Source organism: Chania multitudinisentens RB-25 (assembly GCF_000520015.2).
Classification (GTDB): Bacteria; Pseudomonadota; Gammaproteobacteria; order Enterobacterales; family Enterobacteriaceae; genus Chania; species Chania multitudinisentens.
Genome location: NZ_CP007044.2, coordinates 1,071,496 through 1,095,552, shown reverse-complemented (window position 1 = coordinate 1,095,552; position 24,057 = coordinate 1,071,496). Strand labels below are relative to the sequence as shown.

At 52.4% G+C, this 24,057-nt stretch carries 22 protein-coding genes; 15 read left to right on the top strand and 7 right to left on the bottom strand.

Annotated elements, in window-relative coordinates; all coding sequences use genetic code 11:
* Nucleotides 1–316: 316 nt before the first annotated feature.
* Together Z042_RS04785 and metB are read right to left on the bottom strand one after the other, a co-directional pair.
* Nucleotides 317–2,752, bottom strand: coding sequence for a bifunctional aspartate kinase/homoserine dehydrogenase II (locus tag Z042_RS04785; RefSeq protein ID WP_024913972.1), 2,436 nt, complete (start codon nucleotides 2,750–2,752; stop codon nucleotides 317–319).
* A 2-nt stretch (nucleotides 2,753–2,754) separates the two neighbouring features.
* Entirely contained in the window at nucleotides 2,755–3,915 is a 1,161-nt protein-coding gene (gene metB, locus Z042_RS04780) for a cystathionine gamma-synthase (RefSeq protein WP_024913973.1), read from the bottom strand.
* A gap of 441 nt (nucleotides 3,916–4,356) precedes the next feature.
* On the opposite strand from metB, the gene metJ reads away from it, so the two are divergent.
* Nucleotides 4,357–4,674, top strand: a complete 318-nt coding sequence (gene metJ / locus Z042_RS04775) for a met regulon transcriptional regulator MetJ (RefSeq protein ID WP_024913974.1) — start codon at nucleotides 4,357–4,359, stop codon at nucleotides 4,672–4,674.
* Nucleotides 4,675–4,734: 60 nt separating this feature from the next.
* Here the strand turns inward: metJ and rpmE are convergent, their stop codons facing one another.
* The gene (gene rpmE / locus Z042_RS04770) at nucleotides 4,735–4,950 is read right to left on the bottom strand and encodes a 50S ribosomal protein L31 (RefSeq protein WP_024913975.1); all 216 of its coding nucleotides are present in this window, start codon (nucleotides 4,948–4,950) and stop codon (nucleotides 4,735–4,737) included.
* A gap of 271 nt (nucleotides 4,951–5,221) precedes the next feature.
* Here rpmE and priA point away from each other — a divergent pair, with 271 nt between their 5' ends.
* From priA to rraA, 7 genes are all read left to right on the top strand, one after another.
* Nucleotides 5,222–7,417, top strand: a complete 2,196-nt coding sequence (gene priA, locus Z042_RS04765; protein WP_024913976.1) for a primosomal protein N' — start codon at nucleotides 5,222–5,224, stop codon at nucleotides 7,415–7,417.
* Nucleotides 7,418–7,682: 265 nt separating this feature from the next.
* Nucleotides 7,683–8,711: a DNA-binding transcriptional regulator CytR gene (gene cytR / locus Z042_RS04760; protein WP_024913977.1), complete on the top strand. Its 1,029-nt coding sequence runs from the start codon at nucleotides 7,683–7,685 to the stop codon at nucleotides 8,709–8,711.
* Nucleotides 8,712–8,862: 151 nt separating this feature from the next.
* Entirely contained in the window at nucleotides 8,863–9,768 is a 906-nt protein-coding gene (gene ftsN, locus Z042_RS04755) for a cell division protein FtsN (RefSeq protein ID WP_024913978.1), read from the top strand.
* Between the two features lie 101 nt (nucleotides 9,769–9,869).
* Nucleotides 9,870–10,400, top strand: coding sequence for an ATP-dependent protease subunit HslV (gene hslV / locus Z042_RS04750; RefSeq protein WP_024913979.1), 531 nt, complete (start codon nucleotides 9,870–9,872; stop codon nucleotides 10,398–10,400).
* A 12-nt stretch (nucleotides 10,401–10,412) separates the two neighbouring features.
* Entirely contained in the window at nucleotides 10,413–11,747 is a 1,335-nt protein-coding gene (hslU, locus tag Z042_RS04745; protein WP_024913980.1) for an HslU--HslV peptidase ATPase subunit, read from the top strand.
* A gap of 141 nt (nucleotides 11,748–11,888) precedes the next feature.
* Nucleotides 11,889–12,806 carry a 1,4-dihydroxy-2-naphthoate polyprenyltransferase gene (locus Z042_RS04740; RefSeq protein ID WP_024913981.1) on the top strand — a complete coding sequence of 306 codons (918 nt, stop codon included), beginning with the start codon at nucleotides 11,889–11,891 and terminating at the stop codon, nucleotides 12,804–12,806.
* A gap of 75 nt (nucleotides 12,807–12,881) precedes the next feature.
* Nucleotides 12,882–13,367: a ribonuclease E activity regulator RraA gene (rraA, locus tag Z042_RS04735; RefSeq protein ID WP_024913982.1), complete on the top strand. Its 486-nt coding sequence runs from the start codon at nucleotides 12,882–12,884 to the stop codon at nucleotides 13,365–13,367.
* A 59-nt stretch (nucleotides 13,368–13,426) separates the two neighbouring features.
* Here rraA and zapB read toward each other — a convergent pair whose 3' ends face one another.
* Entirely contained in the window at nucleotides 13,427–13,666 is a 240-nt protein-coding gene (gene zapB, locus Z042_RS04730; protein WP_024913983.1) for a septal ring assembly protein ZapB, read from the bottom strand.
* Between the two features lie 623 nt (nucleotides 13,667–14,289).
* On the opposite strand from zapB, the gene Z042_RS04725 reads away from it, so the two are divergent.
* The 5 genes from Z042_RS04725 to fpr all read left to right on the top strand — a co-directional run bounded on the left by Z042_RS04725 (nucleotide 14,290) and on the right by fpr (nucleotide 19,537).
* On the top strand, nucleotides 14,290–15,135 hold the full coding sequence (locus Z042_RS04725; RefSeq protein ID WP_024913984.1) for an MIP/aquaporin family protein: 846 nt from the start codon (nucleotides 14,290–14,292) through the stop codon (nucleotides 15,133–15,135).
* Nucleotides 15,136–15,217: 82 nt separating this feature from the next.
* Nucleotides 15,218–16,723 (top strand): glycerol kinase GlpK, encoded by a 1,506-nt coding sequence (gene glpK / locus Z042_RS04720; protein WP_024913985.1) that lies wholly within the window; start codon nucleotides 15,218–15,220, stop codon nucleotides 16,721–16,723.
* 183 nt (nucleotides 16,724–16,906) lie between these two features.
* Nucleotides 16,907–17,917, top strand: a complete 1,011-nt coding sequence (gene glpX, locus Z042_RS04715; protein WP_024913986.1) for a class II fructose-bisphosphatase — start codon at nucleotides 16,907–16,909, stop codon at nucleotides 17,915–17,917.
* 245 nt (nucleotides 17,918–18,162) lie between these two features.
* Nucleotides 18,163–18,786, top strand: a complete 624-nt coding sequence (locus Z042_RS04710; RefSeq protein ID WP_024913987.1) for a helix-turn-helix transcriptional regulator — start codon at nucleotides 18,163–18,165, stop codon at nucleotides 18,784–18,786.
* Between the two features lie 4 nt (nucleotides 18,787–18,790).
* On the top strand, nucleotides 18,791–19,537 hold the full coding sequence (gene fpr, locus Z042_RS04705) for a ferredoxin--NADP(+) reductase (protein ID WP_024913988.1): 747 nt from the start codon (nucleotides 18,791–18,793) through the stop codon (nucleotides 19,535–19,537).
* A gap of 1 nt (nucleotide 19,538) precedes the next feature.
* Here fpr and Z042_RS04700 read toward each other — a convergent pair whose 3' ends face one another.
* A complete protein-coding gene (locus Z042_RS04700) occupies nucleotides 19,539–19,958 on the bottom strand; it encodes a DUF805 domain-containing protein (RefSeq protein ID WP_024913989.1) in 420 nt (139 codons plus the stop codon).
* Nucleotides 19,959–20,154: 196 nt separating this feature from the next.
* Here Z042_RS04700 and Z042_RS04695 point away from each other — a divergent pair, with 196 nt between their 5' ends.
* Together Z042_RS04695 and tpiA are read left to right on the top strand one after the other, a co-directional pair.
* A complete protein-coding gene (locus Z042_RS04695; protein WP_037407255.1) occupies nucleotides 20,155–20,742 on the top strand; it encodes a DUF1454 family protein in 588 nt (195 codons plus the stop codon).
* Nucleotides 20,743–20,868: 126 nt separating this feature from the next.
* A complete protein-coding gene (gene tpiA / locus Z042_RS04690) occupies nucleotides 20,869–21,636 on the top strand; it encodes a triose-phosphate isomerase (RefSeq protein WP_024913991.1) in 768 nt (255 codons plus the stop codon).
* 63 nt (nucleotides 21,637–21,699) lie between these two features.
* Here tpiA and Z042_RS04685 read toward each other — a convergent pair whose 3' ends face one another.
* Together Z042_RS04685 and pfkA are read right to left on the bottom strand one after the other, a co-directional pair.
* The gene (locus Z042_RS04685) at nucleotides 21,700–22,689 is read right to left on the bottom strand and encodes a sulfate ABC transporter substrate-binding protein (RefSeq protein ID WP_024913992.1); all 990 of its coding nucleotides are present in this window, start codon (nucleotides 22,687–22,689) and stop codon (nucleotides 21,700–21,702) included.
* A gap of 183 nt (nucleotides 22,690–22,872) precedes the next feature.
* The gene (gene pfkA, locus Z042_RS04680) at nucleotides 22,873–23,835 is read right to left on the bottom strand and encodes a 6-phosphofructokinase (RefSeq protein ID WP_024913993.1); all 963 of its coding nucleotides are present in this window, start codon (nucleotides 23,833–23,835) and stop codon (nucleotides 22,873–22,875) included.
* Between the last annotated feature and the right edge of the window lie 222 nt (nucleotides 23,836–24,057).

The window sequence follows — 24,057 nt, the reverse complement described above, 5'->3', positions numbered from 1 at the left end:
TGTCCGCCTCTTATCGATCACTATTTATACCCGTCATACTTCAAGTTACATCTGCGTTGGCTTTGTTACTCGGCCCATCCGTCTTCGGGGCCGCTGCAAGCAGCGTTCTTACAACTCGAATTATTTTGGGTATAGTTTCATTTTAGTAAGCGTCTATACGTTTAGACGTCTAGATAGAAAATGCCGCATGTGGCCTAAAGAGTCAATAGGAAAGTGAAGGTAATACGATGAGTAATCCTCACATAACATGAGAGAATTTCATGCTAGTGCTGGCAGGAGATAAAAACCGGGCGCAATCCGCTGCGCCCGTTGAGGATTAAAGCAACTGTGCCAATCGGTTAAGGTCAGACTGAATCGCTCCGGCGGTCACATCGCGCCCCGCCCCTGGCCCACGGATCACCAGTGGATTATCACGATACCAGCGGCTTTCAATGGCAAACACGTTGTCGCACGGTAACAGCGAGGCTAATGGGTGCTCAGGGCGCACAGCCTCCACACCGACGCGTGCCTTACCGTTAGCATCAAAACGTGCTACATGGCGCAGCACCAGCCCCATTTCGCTGGCCGCTTCGAAACGTTGCAGCATTTGCTGGTTCAGCGCATCGCCATTTTCAAAGAACTGATCGATAGAACCTTGCTCAGCCCCTACAGGCACCAGAGACTCCACCCGCACCTGATTCGGTTCAATATCGTAGCCAGCTTCACGCGCCAGAATCACCAGCTTGCGCATCACATCCTGCCCAGAAAGATCCACACGCGGGTCCGGCTCCGTCAGACCTTGTTGCCAGGCCTGCTCCACCAGTTCGGTGAACGGCACAGTACCGTCAAACTGTAGAAACAGCCAAGACAGCGTGCCGGAGAAAATACCGCTGAGAGCCAAAATACTATCACCGCTGTCACGCAGATCGCGCACCGCATGGTTCACCGGCAAACCCGCGCCAACGGTGGCGTTATACAACCAATGGCGGCCAGTTTTGGCGAACGCATCACGAATCTGGCGGTAGTTATCACTGCACGAAGCCCCCGCTAATTTGTTGGCGCTGATGACATGGAAGCCGTAGCTGGCAAAATCCAGATATTGTTCCGCCAGATTTTCACTGGCGGTCACGTCAAGGACCACCAAATCGTCAAACGGATGAGCACGCATCCACAGAAACAGCGATTCCTCATCCAGTTCCTGGGCTTCCGCTTCAAAGAACGCCAGTGCACGGCTGGCATCCAGTCCGTCGTAATTCAACAGGCTGCGGCGGCTATCCACCACGCCTGCCAGCGTGAATTCAAAACCACTGCGTGCCGAGAGGTTTTTTTGTTCGCGAGCAAATAATTCCAACCAGCGTGAACCAATATTCCCTTTGCCAAGCAGCACCAGACCGATGCGTTTTTCTGCGCGGAACAGTGTTTGATGCAGCCCCTGAATCAACAAACTGGTTGGCCCTTGGCGCAGCACCGCCACCAGGCTGATATCATCTTCTGCCTGCCAGATGAACTCGACCGGCTGATCGTTCAACTGTTGGTAGAAACGGTGGCTGTGTAATGGATTCTTGCAAACTCCGGCTCCAACCAGCGCCACCAGCGCCAAGCCTTCCCGCAGTTGCAGTTCACCCGGTAACACCGCCTCTTGCAAAATACGCAACACGCTGCTCACTACTTCCGAGGTATAGCACAGTTGAATCAGGTTACGATCGGGGTGGACACCGACGGCCAGCGGTTTGATCTGCGCGCGTTTCAGCACCAAACCCAGCTCTTTTTGCGCCAGTTTAAAGTCATGCTGTGGGGCCACGCTGAACTCGATCAGGCAAACATCATCATGGCTAGTGACAATTTTAGCACCGGTGCCAGAAGCCAGCACACGTTCGATACGTGTCGACCCCTGTTCCGGTTGATAACTGCAACGCAGTTGCAGATCGATATCACTGCCAGAAACGGGTTGCAGCGTGCGGGTATGCAGTACCGGTGCCGCCAAGCGAGCCAGTTCACTGGCTTCATCCAGGCGCAATAACGGCAATAGGCAGGCATCTTTTACCTTACGCGGATCGGCACTATACACCCCGGCCACGTCACTCCAGATAGTGACACGCGCCACACCGGCCAATGCCCCAATCTGCGTGGCGGAGTAATCGCTGCCATTACGCCCCAACAGCACGGTTTCACCAGCGTCGTTACGTGAAATAAAGCCCGTCACCACCAGGCGTTTGCCCGGATGCTGCACCAGCAGTTGCTGCAACAAAGGGTAAGAACGGCCTTCGTCTACCTGTGGCTGCGCCGCACGTTCAGCACGCAGAAAATCGCGCGCATCCAACCATGCAGCCTGCATATCCAATTGGTTCAGCACCGCCGCCATCAGGCGTGCCGACCAGATTTCACCGTGGCCAACCACTTCGGCATACACCACATCATCGATCTTACCGTCCAGCAATACCGCCAGGCGCTCAAGATCGCGGATGAATTCAGCAATCAGCGGTTCAGCGGTTTCCGGCGGCAGCAATCCACCAATCAACTCGCTGTGATAACGGCGCAGCGTTTGCTGCACCTGATAGGCAGAAAGACGATCGCTCTGGCTCAACTTTAGCCAGTTAATCAATTGGTTAGTGGTAGCACCCGCCGCTGAAACCACCATCATATCACCCGGCTGGCCGTATTCGGCCATAATTCCAGCCACCCGTAGATAACACTTCACATCAGCCAGGCTACTGCCACCAAATTTGTGCAGTTGACGCCCACTCACCGCCCCTGCTACCGCAATTGCATTCATGCTTACCTCGTTGCCGCCGCCTGGAAGGCTTGTTCCAGATCGGCAATCAAATCATCACTGTCTTCAATACCCACAGAAATACGCAGCAGGCTTTCAGAAATACCCGCTGCGACACGTGCTTCTGGTGCCATACCGGCATGAGTCATGGTCGCGGCATGTGAGATCAGGCTTTCTACACCACCCAATGATTCCGCCAATGTGAACAGCTCCAGAGCCGAGAGAAAACGGCGTAATAACGCTTCGTCACCATCCAGTTCAAAACTGAGCATGGCACCGAATCCACTCTGCTGACGGCGTGCGATTTCATGGCCTGGGTTTTCTGGCAGAGAAGGATGATACAACTTTTTGACCAGCGGTTGCTGTTGTAAATAACTGACAATGGCTCCGGCGTTGTGCTGTGCCGCCTTGATGCGTGGTGACAGAGTACGTATGCCACGCAATAGCAGGTAGCTGTCGAACGCGGCACCGGTAACACCAATATTATTAGCCCACCACGCCAGTTCTACGGCCAGTTCCTGATCTTTGGCAATCACCGCACCGGCGACCACATCAGAATGGCCATTGAGGTATTTGGTACAGGAATGTACAACCAGATCGGCTCCCAGCGCGAGCGGTTGCTGCAATGCCGGGCTAAGGAAGGTGTTATCCACTACCGTGAGCGCGCCCGCTTCATGTGCTGCGTGACAGATTGCCGCAATATCCACGACACGCAACAACGGGTTGCTCGGGCTCTCAATCAGTACCAGTTTCGGTTTCTGCGCCAGCGCTTGTTGCAGCGCGGCTTCATTACTTTGGTCAACAAACAATACCCGATAGGCACCGCGCTTACTCAGGCTATCGAACAAGCGATAGCTACCACCATAACAGTCGTGCGGAGCCACCAGCAGATCGCCCGGTTTCAGCAACACAGTGGTTACCAGATGAATCGCAGACATACCACTGCCGGTCATCACCGCACCCGCTCCCCCTTCCAATTCCGCTAACGCACGCTGTACTACATCGCGCGTCGGGTTACCACGGCGTGAATAGTCATGGGCACGGGGCTGGTTGAAATCGGTGAAGTTATAGGTACTCGACAGATGGATCGGTGGGACGACGCAGCCATACTGTTCGTCATCATTCAGACCGCTACGCACGGCAATAGTGGCTTGTTTACGCGTCATAGGGTGGCTCGGCTCTCAGAAGTGGGTAAACGAAGCCTAAAGATTACCCTTAGCAAAAATAGACGTCAATACATCTGGACATCTAAACTTCTTTGCGTATAGATTGAGCTAAGAGCTAATACCCGCTAAAATTATAGCGGTTTGTTATGACGACAAGATGTTAACCCGCAATGCATAGGTTACACCTATTGATCAACAAGATTCAGTAACCTTTGTCGCGTAAAACTGACATTTATTTAGTGAGAACTGTGAAGTTCGGGCATAATTGACCGGTTTCTAGAATGTATACCCAAAATAATGCGAGTTGCTTGTAGGCGGCAAGCGAGTGAACCCTGGGAGCATAGCCGACTATGTGACTAGGATGAACGAGAGTAGCCAACACCCAAGCAACTTGCAGTATGAAGGGTATAGTCATTTTTCTGACAAATTTTAAGGTATCCCATGGCTGAGTGGAACGGCGAGTATGTCAGCCCTTACGCTGAACACGGTAAAAAAAGCGAGCAAGTAAAAAAAATCACGGTATCCATTCCGCTGAAAGTTTTAAAGATTCTGACTGATGAGCGAACCCGTCGCCAGGTCAATAACCTGCGTCACGCAACCAACAGCGAATTACTGTGTGAAGCGTTCTTGCATGCTTTTACTGGCCAACCGTTGCCAAACGATGAAGACCTGCGCAAAGAGCGCAGCGATGAAATACCAGAAGCCGCGAAAGTGTTGATGCGTGAATTGGGTGTTGATCCTGATACCTGGGATTATTGATCCCCTTGCAGAAACGAAAAAGGCGCCGAAAGCGCCTTTTCCATCTGACAATAAGAAATCTTATTTCTTAGAGCCTGGCACACTGAAACGCTTGTTGAAGCGGTCAACGCGGCCACCGGTAGCAACATCACGCTGCTTGCCTGTGTAGAACGGGTGGCATTCGCCACAAACGTCCAGGTTCAGATCGTGGCCCACGGTAGAGCGGATTTTGATCACGTTACCGCAAGAGCAGTTAGCAGTAACTTCTTCGTATTTTGGGTGGATACCTTGTTGCATGGGAAACCTCAGTTAAGGCCGTGTCGCTATCCAGCCCTGTTCCGCCAGACACCACACGTGGTTGATAATCAACTTCGATATGGAATTATATCAAAGGCGGTAAATTATACAGAATTAAATGGGCCACGCAAACGGAACCGTACATTTATCCCCATCACACTTCCCATTGACTGCGTGCTGGTTTGATTACGGGCCGCAGCAACTTGAATTATTTAGGGTATAGCCGCCCGCAGTGTAAACTAACCAACACTTTTTCTATCTGGATCGCCACATGCCCGTTGTACAGGTCGCTTTACCGGTTCCCCTCGCCCGTACCTTTGATTATCTGCTGCCTGAAGGTTTGCAGCCGGTTACTGGTGCGCGCGTTTGCGTGCCCTGGGGAAAGCAACGGGCGATCGGTATTGTCACCGGTTGCAGCGCCACCAGCGAACTGCCACTGGAAAAACTGAAACCCATCGACAGCCTGCTGGACAACAACTCGCTGTTTTCCCCCAGCCTATGGCGCATTCTGCTGTGGGCCGTGGAATACTACCATTATCCCATTGGTGAAGTGCTGTTCCACGCGCTGCCGATCCTGCTGCGCCAGGGTAAACCGGCAGAAACCGCGCCACTGTGGCAATGGTTTGCCACCGAGCAGGGGCGCGCCACTCCACCGGAAAGCCTTAAACGAGCGCCCAAGCAACAGCAGGCGCTGGCGGCACTGCTGCAACGTCCGGTATATCGCCACCAGGTTAGCGAACTGGAACTGACCGACAGCGCCCTGCAAGCCTTGCGCGCCAAAGGATTAGCCGATCTCCAGGCTCAGGTTTTAGCAATGCAGGATTGGCGACCAAACTTTGCCGTCCTTGGTGAACGGCTGCGGCTCAATACCGAGCAGGCCACCGCGGTGGGTGCTATCCGCAGTGAAGACGAGCATTTCGCCGCTTGGCTGCTGGCAGGGGTGACGGGTTCCGGCAAAACCGAAGTTTATCTCAGCGTGTTGGAAAACATTCTGGCAACAGGCAAACAGGCACTGGTGCTGGTGCCGGAAATCGGCCTGACGCCACAAACCATTGCCCGCTTCCGTGAACGATTCAATGCGCCGGTTGAGGTACTGCATTCAGGCCTGAACGACAGCGAACGGCTGGCCGTTTGGCTGCGCGCACGCAGCGGTGAAGCAGCCATTGTCATCGGCACCCGTTCGGCGCTGTTCACTCCGTTTTTGCACCTTGGAGTGATCATCATTGATGAAGAACACGACAGTTCCTATAAACAGCAGGAAGGCTGGCGTTACCACGCTCGCGACCTGGCAGTGTTCCGTGCTCACACAGAAGATATTCCGATGGTGATGGGTTCTGCCACACCGGCGCTGGAAACGCTGCATAACGTACAATTGGGAAAATATCGTCAGCTTAAACTGAACCAGCGTGCGGGTAATGCCAAGCCCGCCAACCAGCACCTTATTGACTTGAAAGGATTGCCGCTGAAATTTGGGCTTTCTCAACCGCTGCTGAAAAGCATGCAACACCACTTAAACAACGGCAATCAGGTCATGCTGTTCCTTAACCGCCGTGGCTACGCACCTGCGCTATTGTGCCACGAATGCGGCTGGATCGCTGAATGCCAGCGCTGCGACCACTACTATACGATTCATCAGAATCACCGCCAGCTGCGTTGCCACCATTGCGATAGCCAGCGTCCGGTGCCACACCAGTGCCCGCAGTGCGGCTCAACGCACCTGGTTTCCGTTGGTGTCGGTACCGAGCAGTTGGAAAATGAACTGGCACCGTTATTCCCAACAACAGCCATTACGCGTATCGATCGCGATACCACCAGCCGCAAAGGCTCTTTGGAGCAACATCTGGCAGATATCCACCGTGGCGGCCCACGTATTCTGATTGGCACTCAAATGCTGGCAAAGGGCCACCATTTCCCCGATGTCACCTTGGTCGCACTGCTGGATGTCGATGGTGCCCTATTTTCTGCCGATTTCCGCTCTGCCGAGCGTTTTGCCCAACTGTATACCCAAGTTTCCGGGCGGGCCGGGCGAGCAGGCAAACAGGGTGAGGTGCTATTGCAAACCCATCATCCAGAACATCCGCTACTACAGATTCTGCTACAGCAAGGCTACGATGCCTTTGCCAAACAAACACTGGCAGAGCGCGACAGCGTATTTCTACCACCTTATACCAGCCACATCATCGTCCGTTCGGAAGATCACGATAATCAGCAGGCTCCGCTATTCCTGCAACAGCTACGCAACCTGCTGGAAGCCAGCCCGCTGAAAGACAACTCGTTGTGGGTCATGGGGCCAGTCCCCGCATTGCAATCAAAACGCGGCGGCCGTTTCCGCTGGCAGTTGTTATTGCAACATCCTTCCCGGCGTTTACTTCAACACTTGATGAAAACCACACTGCCGCTGATTAACACCCTGCCACAGGCACGAAAAGTGAAGTGGATGCTGGACATCGACCCTATCGACAGTTAAAACCGGAAAAATCTGATTTTAGGGCTATAAAAACAAACCGTTATCTTTGAAATTGCGAGCGAACGCGAAAAAACCTCTTCTCATCACACTTTTTATGAAAATTAGGTAACAAAAGCTGGGCGTAATCTGTTTAGAATGTTCTAACTGGTATTTCCATGTGAAAGCTTTAAACGTTGGCGCTAAAAATAACAACACCACCGCACGCCTGAATGTATGAGCAATCGTAGTTGTCGCGTTGGCACGGGCTAACGCAAGGAGAAAGGCGTTGGAACACAAGAAAGAATTATCCATGGCGACCATGAAAGACGTTGCCGAAATGGCCGGTGTTTCAACGGCAACCGTATCACGTGCGCTGATGAATCCAGAAAAGGTGTCAACGCCAACACGGCAGAAAGTGGAACAGGCCGTATTAGCCGTGGGCTACTCTCCCCATGCCCTGTCACGCAATATCAAACGCAATGAATCCCGTACTATCTTGGTGATCGTCCCCAATATCTGCGATCCATTTTTTGCCGACGTGATCCAAGGGATCGAGCAAACGGCAGCACAGCAGGGTTATCTGGTGTTGATCGGCGACTGTGCGCAGCAGAATCAGCAAGAGCGCACTTTCGTCAACCTGATTATCACCAAACAAATTGACGGTATGCTGCTGCTCGGTTCCAATCTGCCGTTTGATGCCAGTAAGGAAGAACAGCGCAACCTGCCACCTATGGTCATGGCTAACGAATTTGCACCGGAGTTGGAATTACCCACGGTTCACATCGACAACCTGACCGCTTCCTTCGAAGCCGTGCATTATCTGCACCAGCTTGGTCATAAGCAGATCGCCTGCGTAGCAGGGCCAGAACAGATGCCGCTCAGCCATTATCGGTTACAGGGGTACATACAGGCGCTACGCCGTAATGGTATTAGCGTCGAAAGCAGCTATATTACTCGGGGTGATTTTACCTACGAAGCGGGCGCTCAGGCGCTGATATCGCTGATGGCTCTGCCAAAACCCCCGACAGCCATTTTTTGTCACAGTGATGTTATGGCTATCGGTGTATTGTCTCAGGCCAAAAAGCTGGGTTTACGAGTACCGCAAGATCTCTCCATCGTTGGCTTTGACGATATCAAGCTGGCACAGTATTGTGATCCGCCATTAACCACCGTGGCCCAGCCCCGCTTCCAGATCGGGCAGCAAGCTATGCTATTGTTGCTGGAACAGTTACACGGGCAAACAGTGAACAGCGGTTCCCGGCTTTTAGACAGCGAATTGATTATCAGAGGCAGCACTGCGGCCCCGAAACGCTAGTCAAACATTTTTGGGTTAAGTAACATGGCGAACCCAAAGCCTATTAGACAGGTATGATTATTGCTGCCAACGAATGAATAATCAGGCAGGGTGATCAATCAAACAGCCTAGAGGATAGGCTTTAACCTCATCAGGACACAGCGGAATTATAGTGGCACAGAGAGACTATGTAAGCCGTGGGCGCTCAGGAGCAGCACGGCGTAAGACCACCAACCGTAAACGCAGTTCTCCGAAGGTATCCAAAACCGTGGTGGCGCTAGCCGTTGCTCTTCTGGTTGTCTTTATCGGTGGCCTCTATTTCATCACACACAACAAGCCGGATGATGCACCACTGCTGCCTACTCCCGGTACTCACCCGAGTAACGGCCTGCCGCCGAAGCCGGAAGAACGTTGGCGCTATATCAAAGAGCTGGAAAACCGCCAGATTGGCGTGCAATCACCCACTGAGCCCAGGGCCGGGGGCGAGATTAATATCAAAACCGATCTCACCGACGAACAGCGCCAGTTGCTGGAACAGATGCAGGCTGACATGCAGCAGCGCCCGACGCAGTTGTCTGAAGTACCTGCTAACGATCCGGCGCAGCTACGCAACAATGCTCGTCAACAGCAGATGCAACAGCAACAACCGCTGCAACAACAGGTTAGCCCGCCACGTAATCCGTTCAACAACGGTACACAGTCGGTACAACAGCAACCTCAGCAATCCGTACAGCAGCCGAAATCACAGGTGGTCACCCCACCCGTGCAAACACGAGTACCAGAACCGAAACCGCAGCCAAAACCAGAGATAAAACAGGAAACGGCCAAGCAGGAAACCAAACCTGAGCAAAAACAAAAATGGATGGTGCAATGCGGTTCGTTCCGTGCCACCGATCAGGCCGAATCAGTGCGCGCGCAGTTGGCATTTGAAGGCATTGAAAGCCGCATAACTTCAGGAGGCGGTTGGAACCGCGTGGTATTAGGCCCCTATAACAGCCGGGCTGCTGCCGACCAAACGCTGACACGCCTGAAAGGCTCCGGCATGTCAAGTTGCATTCCCCTTGCCGTTGGGGGTTGAAAAGCGCCAGCCCCTCCCCAACTATAATCTCAATATGCCTACCGCTTCTGTCCCTGCAGAAGCGGTAGGAACTTCTTTCCGTCTGCAACGAGGGTCTACTCGTGACAACAATTGTAAGCGTACGCCGCAACGGCCAGGTAGTGATCGGTGGCGATGGCCAGGCCACACTGGGCAATACGGTCATGAAAGGCAACGTCAAGAAAGTCCGTCGCCTGTATAACGATAAAGTGATTGCCGGTTTTGCCGGAGGTACGGCTGACGCTTTCACCCTGTTTGAACTGTTTGAGCGCAAGTTGGAGATGCATCAAGGACATTTGGTGAAAGCCGCCGTTGAGTTGGCAAAAGACTGGCGAACCGACCGCATGTTGCGCAAACTTGAAGCACTGCTGGCCGTCGCCGATGAAAACGCATCATTGATCATCACAGGTAACGGTGACGTTGTTCAGCCAGAAAATGATTTGATCGCGATCGGCTCCGGCGGCCCTTACGCCCAATCAGCTGCTCGTGCGTTGTTGGAAAATACCGAACTGAGCGCCCGCGAAATCGTTGAGAAATCCCTCAACATCGCCGGTGATATCTGTATTTACACCAACCATTTCCACACCATTGAAGCATTGCCTTCCAAAGCGTAAGGATCGAATACCATGTCTGAAATGACCCCGCGCGAGATTGTCAGCGAACTGGACAGCTACATCATTGGCCAGAACAAAGCCAAACGGGCTGTTGCCATTGCCCTGCGCAACCGCTGGCGCCGGATGCAGCTCAACGAGATGCTGCGTCACGAAGTCACCCCAAAAAATATTCTGATGATTGGCCCGACCGGCGTTGGTAAAACTGAAATCGCCCGCCGTCTGGCGAAGCTGGCCAATGCCCCCTTTATCAAAGTGGAAGCCACCAAGTTCACCGAAGTGGGCTACGTGGGGAAGGAAGTCGACTCCATCATCCGTGATCTCACCGACGCTGCGGTGAAAATGGTGCGCTTGCAGTCAATCGAAAAAAACCGTAACCGCGCCGAAGAAATGGCCGAAGAACGCATTCTTGATGTCTTGATCCCACCGGCTAAAAACAACTGGGGCCAGCCAGAAGAACAGCAGGAACCTTCTACTGCACGCCAGGCATTCCGCAAGAAACTGCGTGAAGGCCAGTTGGACGATAAAGAAATCGAAATCGATCTGGCCGCAGCACCGATGGGCGTAGAAATCATGGCTCCGCCTGGCATGGAAGAGATGACCAACCAGTTGCAATCCATGTTCCAAAACCTCGGCGGGCAAAAGCAGAAACCACGCAAACTGAAGATCAAAGAGGCCTTCAAACTGCTGGTGGAAGAAGAAGCCGCCAAACTGGTGAACCCGGAAGAGTTGAAAGAACAGGCCGTGGAAGCCGTTGAACAACACGGCATCGTGTTTATCGATGAAATCGATAAAATCTGTAAGCGTGGCGGCCAAAGTTCCGGCCCGGATGTTTCCCGCGAAGGTGTGCAGCGTGATCTGCTGCCGCTGGTAGAAGGCTGTACGGTGTCCACCAAGCACGGCATGGTGAAAACCGATCATATCCTGTTTATCGCTTCCGGTGCTTTCCAAACCGCCAGCCCTGCCGATCTGATCCCGGAATTACAGGGCCGTTTGCCGATCCGCGTTGAGCTGCAAGCACTGACCACGGAAGATTTCGAGCGCATTCTGACCGAACCCAGTGCCTCGCTGACCGAGCAGTATAAAGCGCTGATGGGAACCGAAGGCGTGACGATCAACTTCACCGCTGAGGGGATCCGCCGCATCGCCGAAGCCGCCTGGCAGGTTAACGAAAGCACCGAAAATATCGGAGCCCGCCGCCTGCATACCGTGCTGGAGCGCCTGATGGAAGATATTTCCTACGATGCGAGTGAAATTAACGGTCAATCCATTACAATTGACGCAGATTATGTGCGCAATCACCTGGATGAACTGGTCGCGGATGAAGATCTGAGCCGTTTTATCTTATAATAGCGCTATCACTGTCCTGTCGATCACTGAAGGCAGCCGCTAATAAAGCGGCCGCTTAAAAGACAAAGAGTCTGTATGGGAGGCATTGCCTCCCACATTTATTTCGAGCGGGCACCGCCTTTTGACTGACTGAAGCGAAATATGAGCTCATCAACTTCTACCACCACAGCCAAAGCCTGGCTGGAAAGTTTACGGCCGCGCACCCTACCGTTGGCATTTGCCTCCATCGTTGTGGGTTCCACTATCGCCTTCTGGCAAGGCAGTTTCAAATTGGATGTGGCACTGTTGGCATTGCTGACCGCTGGCCTGTTGCAGATCCTCTCCAATCTGGCCAATGACTACGGCGACGCGGTAAAAGGCAGTGATAAGGAAGACCGCATCGGCCCACTGCGCGGCATGCAGAAAGGGGTGATCACTCAGGCACAGATGAAACGGGCGTTGGTGCTGACGGTGATCCTGATTGCCATTTCCGGTTGCTGGTTGATTGCTGTCGCATGTGAGAAACCCAGTGACGTGGTGGGTTTTCTGGTGCTGGGCGGATTGGCAATTATCGCCGCCATTACCTACACCGTCGGTAATAAACCCTATGGCTACCTGGGCTTAGGGGATATTTCGGTTCTGGTGTTTTTTGGCTGGCTCAGCGTTGCAGGCTCACACTATCTGCAAACTCATACCTTCGATAGCATCGTCATGCTGCCAGCCACTGCCTGTGGCTTATTGGCAGCGGCAGTGCTCAACATCAATAACCTGCGCGATATCGAAAGCGATCGCGTCAACGGCAAAAACACTCTGGCAGTTCGCCTCGGGCCACAGAAAGCACGCTACTATCATGCCGCCTTGTTGATTGCCGCCGTGGTATGCTTCGCCTTGTTTACCCTGCTCAACCTGCACAGCCCGTGGGGTTGGCTGTTTGTGCTAGCCATACCACTACTGTTTCGCCACGGTGTACGCGTGCTGCACGATCCCACCGCCATTGGTATGCGTCCGTTGCTGGAACAGATGGTGAAGGCCGCCTTGCTGATTAACCTGTTGTTTGCCATCAGCATGATACTGAGTTAAAAACTGATGCTTTTGCCAACAAGGCGGATAAAGGGATATACTGATTATTCCAGCGGCAAACAGACGTAAAATCCTATGAAATACGATACTTCCGAGCTTTGCGATATCTATCAAGAAGAGGTCAACGTCGTTGAACCTCTATTCTCTAACTTTGGCGGGCGTACTTCATTTGGCGGGCAAATCACGACGGTGAAATGCTTCGAAGATAACGGCCTGTTATTCGAACTGCTTGAAGAGAATGGTCGTGGCCGCGTCTTGCTGATCGACGGGGGTGGCTCTGTCCGCCGTGCCTTGATCAACGCTGAACTGGCCCGCTTGGCAACCCAGAATGAATGGGAAGGTATCGTGGTCTACGGTGCAGTACGCCAGGTGGACGATCTGGAAGAGCTGGACATCGGTATTCAGGCCATGGCCGCGATCCCGGTGGGAGCCACCAGTGAAGGGATCGGCGAGAGTGATATCCGCGTCAACTTCGGCGGTGTTACCTTCTTTTCCGGCGATCACCTCTATGCCGATAATACCGGTATCATTCTTTCCGAAGATCCTCTTGATATCGAGTAACCGCAGAATATGACAAAGGGCGCCGGGGCGCCCTTTTCGATCCTGGTTTCTGGATAAGCTTAAACTTCTTCCATTTTACCCAGCAGTGCGCGCAGGCGATCTTGCCATGCATGCTGCTCTTCTTTCAGGTGCTGATTCTCACGCACCAGCGCTTCGTGGTTACCCGCGGCATTATGAACTTCCTGAGACAGGGAGTGGTTCTTCTCTTTCAGTTCTTCAATTTCCATCTGCAACAACGTGATGGTATCAATCGCCTGCTGAACTTTTGCTTCCAGTTTTTCAAATACTTCAAATGACATTCTTCAGTCCCCCTCGTTATAGACAGGCGTATATCTATTTAGGCAGCGCCACAATTTCAGCGGCAGCTGCTGCGAATATGCATCGCGCCAAGTAACACACGCTTTTATACCCGATGGGTTTCAAATGGTGCTTTGAAAGACTAAAGGGTATAAAACACTTCCTTCAATGCAAACGATTGTAAGTAGCCTATCTCTTACTGTCTAGCTACATACCGGCTCAACACGCACTCTGTTGCAATATTCCTGCCATGGCTATCGGCAAAAACTGAAAGCCTCCGTTTATGGCACCCCAATTTGTTAACAAACGGGAAACCAACTACGGGCCATATCACGCTTCTACTGTGCATAAAAAACGCATAACAACGCGAACTCGCTCAATTATATGACGAGGCACACACATTTTGATTTCGCTATTTCTCGTTTATGTTCGTTAACGATAAATTCACACCACATTCTCAACAGGTAATGAGCAAGGCGAAAAAGCACAACCATTGCCAATCTCGTTTGTCGGTCATGGAAGAATTGCACAGGGAGGAGCACATCATTTAGGGCAGCCAATCACGCTGCAATATGAAAAGTGAAGAGTATAAACCTCTAATCGCCGTCTGTAGGACAATAACATTATGAGTCAAACCACCAGTCCGACCTTAAAAGGCCAGTGTATCGCGGAATTTCTCGGCACCGGCCTATTGATCTTCTTTGGCGTAGGCTGTGTTGCTGCGTTGAAACTGGCAGGTGCCAATCTCGGCCAGTGGGAAATCAGTATCATTTGGGGCCTGGGCGTCGCCATGGCTATCTATCTGACCGCAGCCATCTCCGGCGCACACTTGAATCCGGCTGTCACTCTCACTCTGTGGCTGTTCGCCTGCTTTGATGGACGCAAAGTACTCCCTTACATCGTTGCACAGCTTGTTGGTGCGTTTTGCGCCGCAGCATTGGTCTATGGATTGTATTACAACCTGTTTCTCGATTTCGAAACCACTCACCAGATGGTGCGTGGCAGCGATGAAAGCCTGGCGCTGGCCAGTATTTTCTCAACTTATCCCAATGCCCATATCTCTGTCGGCCAAGCCTTCCTGGTAGAAACCGTCATCACCGCCATTCTGATGTGCCTGATTTTGGCGCTGACTGACGACGGCAACGGCATTCCGCGTGGCCCGCTGGCACCATTACTGATTGGTATTCTGATTGCCGTTATCGGTGCCTCCATGGGACCATTGACCGGCTTCGCACTGAACCCGGCGCGCGACTTCGGCCCGAAACTGTTCGCTTATCTGGCGGGCTGGGGCAAAGTGGCCTTTACGGGGGCACGTGATATTCCCTACTTCCTGGTACCCATTCTGGGCCCCATCATTGGTGCGGGTCTAGGGGCTTTCGGTTACCGCGCTCTGATTGGCCGCCATCTGCCCTGCGACGTTTGCGCAGAGGAAGAGCAAACCGCTGCCAAACCAGAACAGCGTAAAGCATGATTGCTACAGGGCTATGCCCAGCAGATTGCAAGAAGCAATGTCAAAGACGACGGATCTAACGGTTAACAACAGGATTAAGCTCATGACAACAGAAAAATACATTGTCGCTCTCGATCAGGGAACAACCAGTTCACGTGCCGTAGTACTTGATCACGATGCTAACATTGTTGCGGTATCACAGCGTGAATTTACGCAAATCTACCCAAAACCCGGCTGGGTAGAACATGATCCAATGGAGATCTGGTCCTCACAGAGTTCCACGCTAGTCGAGGTGCTAGCCAAAGCCGATATCAGTTCTGATCAGATCGCCGGTATCGGTATTACCAACCAGCGCGAAACCACCATCGTCTGGGAAAAAGAGACCGGCAAGCCGATTTATAACGCCATCGTCTGGCAATGCCGCCGTACTGCGGAAATTTGCGAAAAACTCAAACGTGATGGATTGGAAGAATACATCCGTCACAACACTGGTTTGGTGGTTGATCCGTATTTCTCTGGTACCAAAGTCAAATGGATCCTCGATCACGTTGAAGGCGCCCGTGAACGCGCCAAACGCGGCGAGCTGCTGTTCGGTACCGTTGACACCTGGCTGGTATGGAAGATGACGCAAGGCCGGGTACACGTCACCGATTACACCAATGCCTCGCGCACCATGATGTTCAACATTCATGAGCTAGATTGGGATGAGCGGATGCTGGAAGTGCTGGATATCCCACGCGCCATGCTGCCGCAAGTACGCCCATCTTCTGAAGTGTACGGCCAGACCAACATCGGCGGTAAAGGTGGTACGCGTATTCCGATCGCCGGGATCGCCGGTGACCAGCAGGCAGCGCTGTATGGCCAGCTCTGCGTTCAACCAGGCATGGCGAAAAACACCTACGGTACGGGCTGTTTCTTGCTGATGAACACGGGTAGCCAAGCCGTGCGTTCCCGCCATGGCCTGCTCACCACTATCGCCTGCGGTCCGCGGGGTGAAGTGAATTATGCGCTGGAAGGCGCGGTGTTTATCGGTGGTGCTTCTATCCAATGGCTGCGCGATGAGTTGAAACTGATCAGCGATGCCGCCGACTCCGAATATTTTGCTACCAAGGTAAAAGACAGTAACGGCGTGTATGTAGTACCTGCCTTCACCGGCCTGGGCGCCCCCTACTGGGACCCATATGCCCGTGGTGCGATCTTTGGCCTGACGCGCGGCGTGAACAGTAACCACATTATTCGCGCTACGCTGGAATCCATCGCTTACCAGACTCGCGACGTGCTGGATGCCATGCAGGCCGATGCCAATACCCGTCTGCAATCGCTGCGTGTAGACGGTGGCGCGGTGGCTAACAACTTCCTGATGCAGTTTCAGTCCGACATCCTCGGCACCCGTGTTGAGCGTCCTGAAGTACGTGAAGTCACAGCGTTGGGAGCGGCCTATCTGGCAGGCTTGGCAATTGGCTACTGGAACGATCTGGATGAAGTAAAAAGCAAAGCCAGCATTGAGCGTGAATTCCGCCCAGGCATCGAAACCACCGAGCGTAATTACCGTTACAGCGGCTGGAAAAAAGCCGTGGCCCGAGCGCAAGCGTGGGAAGATCACGACTAAGTTTTACCAGCCGTTTTGTTTTGAGAAAGCGCTGCCTGCGGGTGGCGTTTTCTTTGTTCCGCTCTGGCCCCCTCGCCCTGTGATAAACTCTGTCTACCCTGCGTTTTTCAAGTTGCTGCGTTGTTGGCTGCCGCTGAAATCCTTCGGGTCTACCTTGTTCTTTCTCTCACTGACAGGTTTACCATGAAACGTGAATTAGCCATCGAATTTTCCCGCGTTACCGAAGCCGCCGCTCTGGCGGGTTACAAGTGGTTAGGCCGCGGCGACAAAAATGCTGCTGATGGTGCCGCCGTCAATGCCATGCGCATTATGCTCAATAAAGTGGATATCAATGGCCGTATTGTGATCGGTGAAGGCGAGATTGATGAAGCCCCAATGCTGTACATCGGTGAGCAAGTCGGGACTGGCCAGGGTGATGCCGTCGATATCGCTGTCGATCCCATCGAAGGTACCCGAATGACCGCCATGGGCCAATCCAACGCACTGGCAGTGCTGGCGGTGGGCGATCGTGGCACTTTCCTGCACGCGCCTGATATGTATATGGAGAAGCTGGTGGTTGGCCCACAGGCGCGTGGCGTTATCGACCTCAACCTGCCGCTGGCAGAAAACCTGCACAACATCGCGGTAAGTCTGGGAAAACCGCTGGCAGAACTGACGGTGATCACTCTGGCAAAACCGCGCCACGACGCGGTGATCGCCCAGATGCAGCAGCTTGGCGTGAAAGTATTCGCTATCCCTGACGGCGACGTCGCGGCCTCTATTCTGACCTGTATGCCGGACAGTGAAGTAGATGTGATGTACGGCATTGGCGGCGCACCGGAAGGTGTGGTGTCTGCCGCGGTGATCCGCGCCCTGGACGGCGATATGCAGGCCAGACTACTGCCACGCCATCAGGTAAAGGACGATAACGAAGAAAATCGCCGTATTGGTGAACAGGAATTGGCTCGTTGCAAAGAGATGGGCATCGAAGCGGGTAAGGTGCTGGTTTTGGATGAAATGGCACGCAACGATAACGTGATCTTTTCTGCGACCGGCATCACCAAAGGCGATCTGCTGGAAGGCATTACCCGCAAAGGCAACATGGCCACCACCGAAACTCTGCTGATCCGCGGTAAATCACGCACCATTCGCCGCATCCGCTCAACCCACTATTTGGATCGTAAAGACGCCGCACTGCACGAATTTCTTCTGTAAATGTCAAGGGCACCGCATGCTGTGCCCGCACTATTTTTTGTCAAACCGTATGTCATTGATGTTACATACGGTTGCATAATCAGCATCGGTGCCCTGGAAAAAATAGCTACCGATTTCGTAAATTAAACTGTACGAACTACTCGAAAGGGTTAAAGATAACCCTGTTGTAATAGTCCGGTTTTAGCATTTAATCGATAATCATTTTCATCAACTTGAAATAAAATACCATCATAGGGATTTGGTTTATGAAAACACCTGAGCTGATTTTATTGCAGTTAAAAACCTTGGGTCCTCACTCTGCCAAAATGCTGGCCGAACGGCTTGAGATCACGCCGATGGGTATCCGCCAACATCTACAATCTCTGGAAAAACGTGAGTTGGTTTGTTACGAGGAAACGCGCTCTAAGGTAGGCCGCCCAACGCGTTATTGGTCGCTCACTCAGCAGGGCCATGCCCAGTTTGCCGATGGCCATGCCCGGCTTTCGAAAGTTTTGCTGGAGTCAGCGCATGATTTGTTTGGGACTGAAGGTGTAGAAAAACTGATTCGTGCGCGAGAGGAAAAACTCTATCACCGCTATGCTGATGAGCTGGCGGAAGAAGCAGATCATCTCGGCCAGCTTGCCTGCCTGGTACGCCTGCGCCAGCAAGATGGCTATATGGCGGAACTACAGGAACATCCTCAAGGTATGTTACTGATAGAAAACCACTGCCCTATCAACGTGGCCGCCAATAGCTGTAGCACCTTATGTAACTCGGAATTACAGCTTTTCCATCGCCTGTTAGGCAATGATTACCGGATCGAGCGCACGGCGCATGCTATTTCCGGTTCACGACATTGTGCCTATTTGATTCGACCAAGGGAGCATTGAAAGTATGGCAGAGTGGGTTCATGGCAAAGTCACACGGATAGAATATTGGACGGACGGGCTATTCAGCCTCACTCTCCACGCCCCGATTGACCATTTCAGCGCCGGGCAGTTTGCCAAACTGGCGCTGGAAATCGACGGTGAACGCATTCAGCGTGCCTATTCTTATGTCAACGCCCCTAGCGATCCCAACCTGGAGTTCTATCTGGTCACCGTGCCGGAAGGCAAACTCAGCCCAAGGCTCAGCCAGTTACAGCCGGGTGCGGAAGTGATGATCACCAAAGAGGCCGCCGGTTTCTTTGTGCTGGAAGAGGTGCCGGATTGTGACACGCTGTGGATGCTGGCCACCGGAACCGCCATCGGCCCCTATTTGTCGATCCTGCAAGCAGGCAAAGATCTGGAGCGCTTCAATAATCTGGTGTTGGTGCATGCCGCACGCTTTGCAAACGATCTCAGCTACTTACCGCTGATGCAGCAACTGCAACAGCGTTATAACGGTAAATTACGCATTCAAACCGTGGTCAGCCGCGAAGAAGTGGCCGGATCGTTAACCGGCCGCGTCCCTGCGTTGATCGAGAATGGGCAGTTGGAAGCCGCCGTGGGTCTGCCACTCAATGCCGAAACCAGCCATGTCATGCTGTGTGGTAACCCGCAGATGGTGCGTGACACCCAGCAAACGCTGAAAGAACACCACCAGATGCGCAAGCATTTGCGCCGTAAACCCGGGCACATCACCAGTGAGCATTACTGGTAACTCAGCGGAACCTTACCGGCTCAGCCTCTGGGCCGAATCGGTTCTCCCCCGGCGTACCGACAAAAGCCCCAAGATCGAGGGCCATCATCACCAGAATCAGCGACGGGATAAAACGCCCGATCCCCCATTGCCAGATCGGTGCTAGCATCTGCCAATTTCCCGCCGCCAGCATCCATGCCAGGATCAGCAATAATCCCCACCAACCCGCTTTGTCGCGATCGTGCAAGCGTTTCACCAACACCGCCGCCGTTGGCCACAACAGTATTACAATAAAAAAAGCAATAGACTGGATCGCCACCAGTTTGTAATTGGCCAATGTAAAAGCCCCGGCCATCAGCCCCAGCCAGACCCCCATCCAAATCAGGAAATCACGCCGCCCGATGCGGCCTTTAAATGAAAAGCACCATTGCTGTAAAGTCATGACGTTATATGCCTTTGGCCTATTCTATGCTGACTCGCAGTGTAGCATAGGCCAACCGGGTTGAGATTCCTGCCCGGCACAAAGCGAACCATCGCCGCGTTTTTTGGTCAATAAACGATAATCACGCGGAATTTTTGACAATGCCCCCCGGTTATCGCTTTAATCGGAGTCACCCTTATTACCGATGCCGTCTATCATGCTGAGAAAAATCATTGCCGTTGCCTGCCTGTTAGCCGGTATCAACAGTGCCTGGGCCGATCCACCCGATGCCGTTGTCGGAGCCTCGCCGAACGCACCTTATCTGCTGGCCGGCGCGCCGACATTTGATCTCACGGTGGTGCAATTCCGCGAAAAATACAATCGCGCTAACCCGACATTACCCATCGGTGAATTCAGAACCATTGCCTCTAAAGAAGACGACTCTCCTCTGCTGACTCGAGCTGCCAGCAAACTTAACGAAAATCTGTATGCCTCTACAGCCTTGGAAAAAGGCACCGGTAAAATCAAAACGCTGCAAATGACCCATTTACCTTTGCAGGGGAATGAAGAAAAAACCGCACGTGCGATGTCAGTCAATTATATGGCCGCCCTGATGCGCCAATTCGACCCCGTGCTGACGGTGGAAGAAAGCATTATCAAGGTGAATGAACTGTTGGAAAAAGGCAAAGGTCAGCCCTTTTATCAATATCAAGTTGGCGCAATACGCTATGTGATCGCAGATAACGGTGATAAAGGCATAACTTTCGCAGTTGAACCGATTAAGCTGTCGCTATCTGAACCCTGACATCCCGGCAATTAATGACAAAAAGCAAAGCCTTTCCGCCTATTCATCTCTATACTGTCGGGCAGGTAAACTGCCTATCCGGCGGTGATATTTCAACTCTCACGTTCCCTTGTTGGAGGAAAACACATGCGTCATCCATTAGTGATGGGTAACTGGAAGCTTAACGGCAGTACTCATATGGTCAACGAGCTGATCGCTGGGCTACGTAAAGAATTGAGCAGCGTTGACGGCTGTGGCGTGGCTATCGCACCTCCAGTCATGTATCTGGATCAAGCCAAACACGCACTGGGCGGCAGCCGCATCGCTCTGGGTGCGCAAAACGTCGACGTTAACCTTGCTGGTGCCTTCACCGGTGAAGTCTCTGCCGACATGCTGAAAGACGTCGGTGCGCAATACATTATCATCGGCCATTCCGAGCGCCGTACCTACCACAAAGAAAGTGATGCCGCGATTGCGGCGAAATTTGCCGTGCTGAAAACCGCAGGGCTGATCCCTGTACTGTGCATCGGCGAAACCGAAGCGGAAAACGAAGCAGGTAAAACGGAAGAAGTGTGTGCACGCCAGCTTGATGCTGTGCTAAACACCCAGGGCGCAGAAGCGTTCAAAGGCACCGTCATCGCGTATGAGCCGGTATGGGCCATCGGAACCGGCAAATCAGCCACCCCAGCACAGGCACAAGCAGTACACAAATTTATCCGCGATCATATCGCCAAACACGATGCTGCCGTTGCCGCTGAAGTGATCATTCAGTACGGCGGTTCCGTAAACGACAAAAATGCCGCAGAGCTGTTTACACAACCAGATATCGACGGCGCATTGGTTGGCGGTGCCTCACTGAAAGCCGACGCTTTCGCCGTGATCGTCAAAGCTGCTGCCGCAGCGAAAAAAGCCTGATTTTTCTGGTCTGAAATAAAAAAACCCGAGCTTTCGGGTTTTTTTATTTTTATCTGCAATCAACTACCGTTTACTGATTTCGTCAAACACACCACCGGTAGCAAAATGTACCTTCTGTGCGTTAGTCCAGCCACCGAACGTCTCATCCACGGTGAACAACTTCAGTTTCGGAAACTGTTCGGCAAATTTGCCAGCAATAGCCTCATCACGCGGGCGGTAGTAATTCTCCGCGGCGATGGTCTGCCCTTCGGTGGAATACAGGTATTTCAGATAAGCATTGGCTACATCACGGGTTCCGCGCTTATCAACCACTTTGTCCACAACCGATACGGTCGGTTCGGCCAGGATTGACTCACTTGGAGTGATAATTTCAAATTTATCTTTACCCAGCTCTTTTTCCGCCAACAGCGCTTCATTTTCCCAAGCAATCAACACATCACCGATCCCACGCTCAACAAAGGTGTTGGTTGCCCCCCGAGCGCCGGAATCCAATACTTCGACGTTCTTGTACAAACTTTTGACAAACTCCTGCGCCTTGGCCTGATCGCCATTATTGTGATGCAGAGCATAGCCCCAAGCCGCCAGATAATTCCAACGAGCACCACCGGAGGTTTTCGGGTTTGGCGTAATTACCGACACACCGGGCTTCACCAAATCAGGCCAATCATGGATCTGCTTCGGATTATCTTTACGTACCAGAAACACAATGGTGGAAGTGTAAGGTGCTGAGTTATCCGGCAGGCGTTTGATCCAATCTTTCTCAATACGACCCCGCTCGGCAATGGCATCCACATCATAGGCCAGTGCCAGCGTAACTACATCGGCCTCAATGCCATTAATGACCGAAGTCGCCTGTTTGCCAGAACCACCGTGTGATTGGCGCACCGTAACGTTATCACCCGTCTGCTGCTGCCAATATTTACCAAAAGCGGTGTTGTATTGCTGATAGAACTCACGCGTTGGATCGTATGAAACGTTCAACAACTGAATATCTTTCGCCACGGCACCCGATGCCAGCAGCAGTAAACTCACACCTACACCCCATTTACGCATTGCACGCCCCCCAAAAATGGTTGTAACCTCAATCGGTTGTTCTACCATCAGAGCCTGCCAGAAATTTCCTCCGCAATTAAAGAATAAAAAATTTTTGGCTAGACCATTCTGGAATATAAAGCGCCAAGCATAAAAAAAAGCCTCACGTAAACGGAGGCTTGTTTGCAGCAAATAAATTGCGTATCAGTATAACTTTTTCGCCGTTTCCAGCCAGTCGATATTGAACGGACGCTTCATGTTTTCGATAGCATCAATGATGTCATGGTGCACCATCTTCTCGTTCTGAATACCCACACAGCGGCCACCATAGCCTTGCAGCAACAGTTCAATCGAGTATGCCCCCATACGGGAAGCCAGAATGCGATCATAAGCTACCGGTGAACCACCGCGCTGGATGTGGCCCAACACGGTCGCACGGGTTTCACGTTTGGTTTCGTGCTCAATATGGCGCGCCAGTTCATCGATATCACAAATGTGCTCGGTAATAGCCACAATGGCATGCTTTTTACCTTTGGCGATACCGGCTTGAATTTCGTTAACCAGATCGTCACGGCTGAATTCGATTTCCGGCAGCACGATGAACTCACAACCCCCCGCAATGGCCGCCGCCAACGTCAACTCACCGCAGTAACGGCCCATGACTTCAACGATGGAGATACGCTGGTGTGATGAAGAGGTGTCGCGCAGGCGGTCAATCGCTTCAACCACGGTTTCCAACGCAGTGAAGTAACCGATGGTGTAATCGGTACCCGCAACGTCATTATCAATGGTTCCCGGCAAGCCGATGCAAGGGAAACCTTCTTCAGTCAAGCGCTTCGCCCCCATGTAGGAACCATCGCCACCGATAACGACCAGCGCATCAATACCACGCTTTTTCAGGTTTTCAATCGCCTTGGCACGTACGTTTTCATCTCTGAATTCGGGGAAACGCGCAGACCCCAGAAAGGTGCCGCCGCGATTGATCATGTCAGACACGCTATAGCGGTCTAATTGCTCCATGCGATCTTCGTACAAACCAAGGTAGCCATCGTAAATACCAAAAACTTCCAGACCTTCTGTGAGTGCAGCACGCACAACGCCGCGAATGGCAGCGTTCATACCTGGCGCGTCCCCGCCACTCGTCAGTACACCGATTTTCTTGATCATGACTACCTCTGAACTTGTAGATGCAATTTCTTAAGAATTCTGTATTCGCCGATTGCCCTGGGATCTTCCCGATGACGGAAAACCAGCTTTACGGCTTTTATTGCTGGATATTATAACAAAAATACGTAGCTGAATTGATTCAGGTCACGCAATATCGAGGAAAAGTCTCGCATAACACACCGGGCTAACGCCGTATTTCCTTCAACTTTAACTTCTATACTC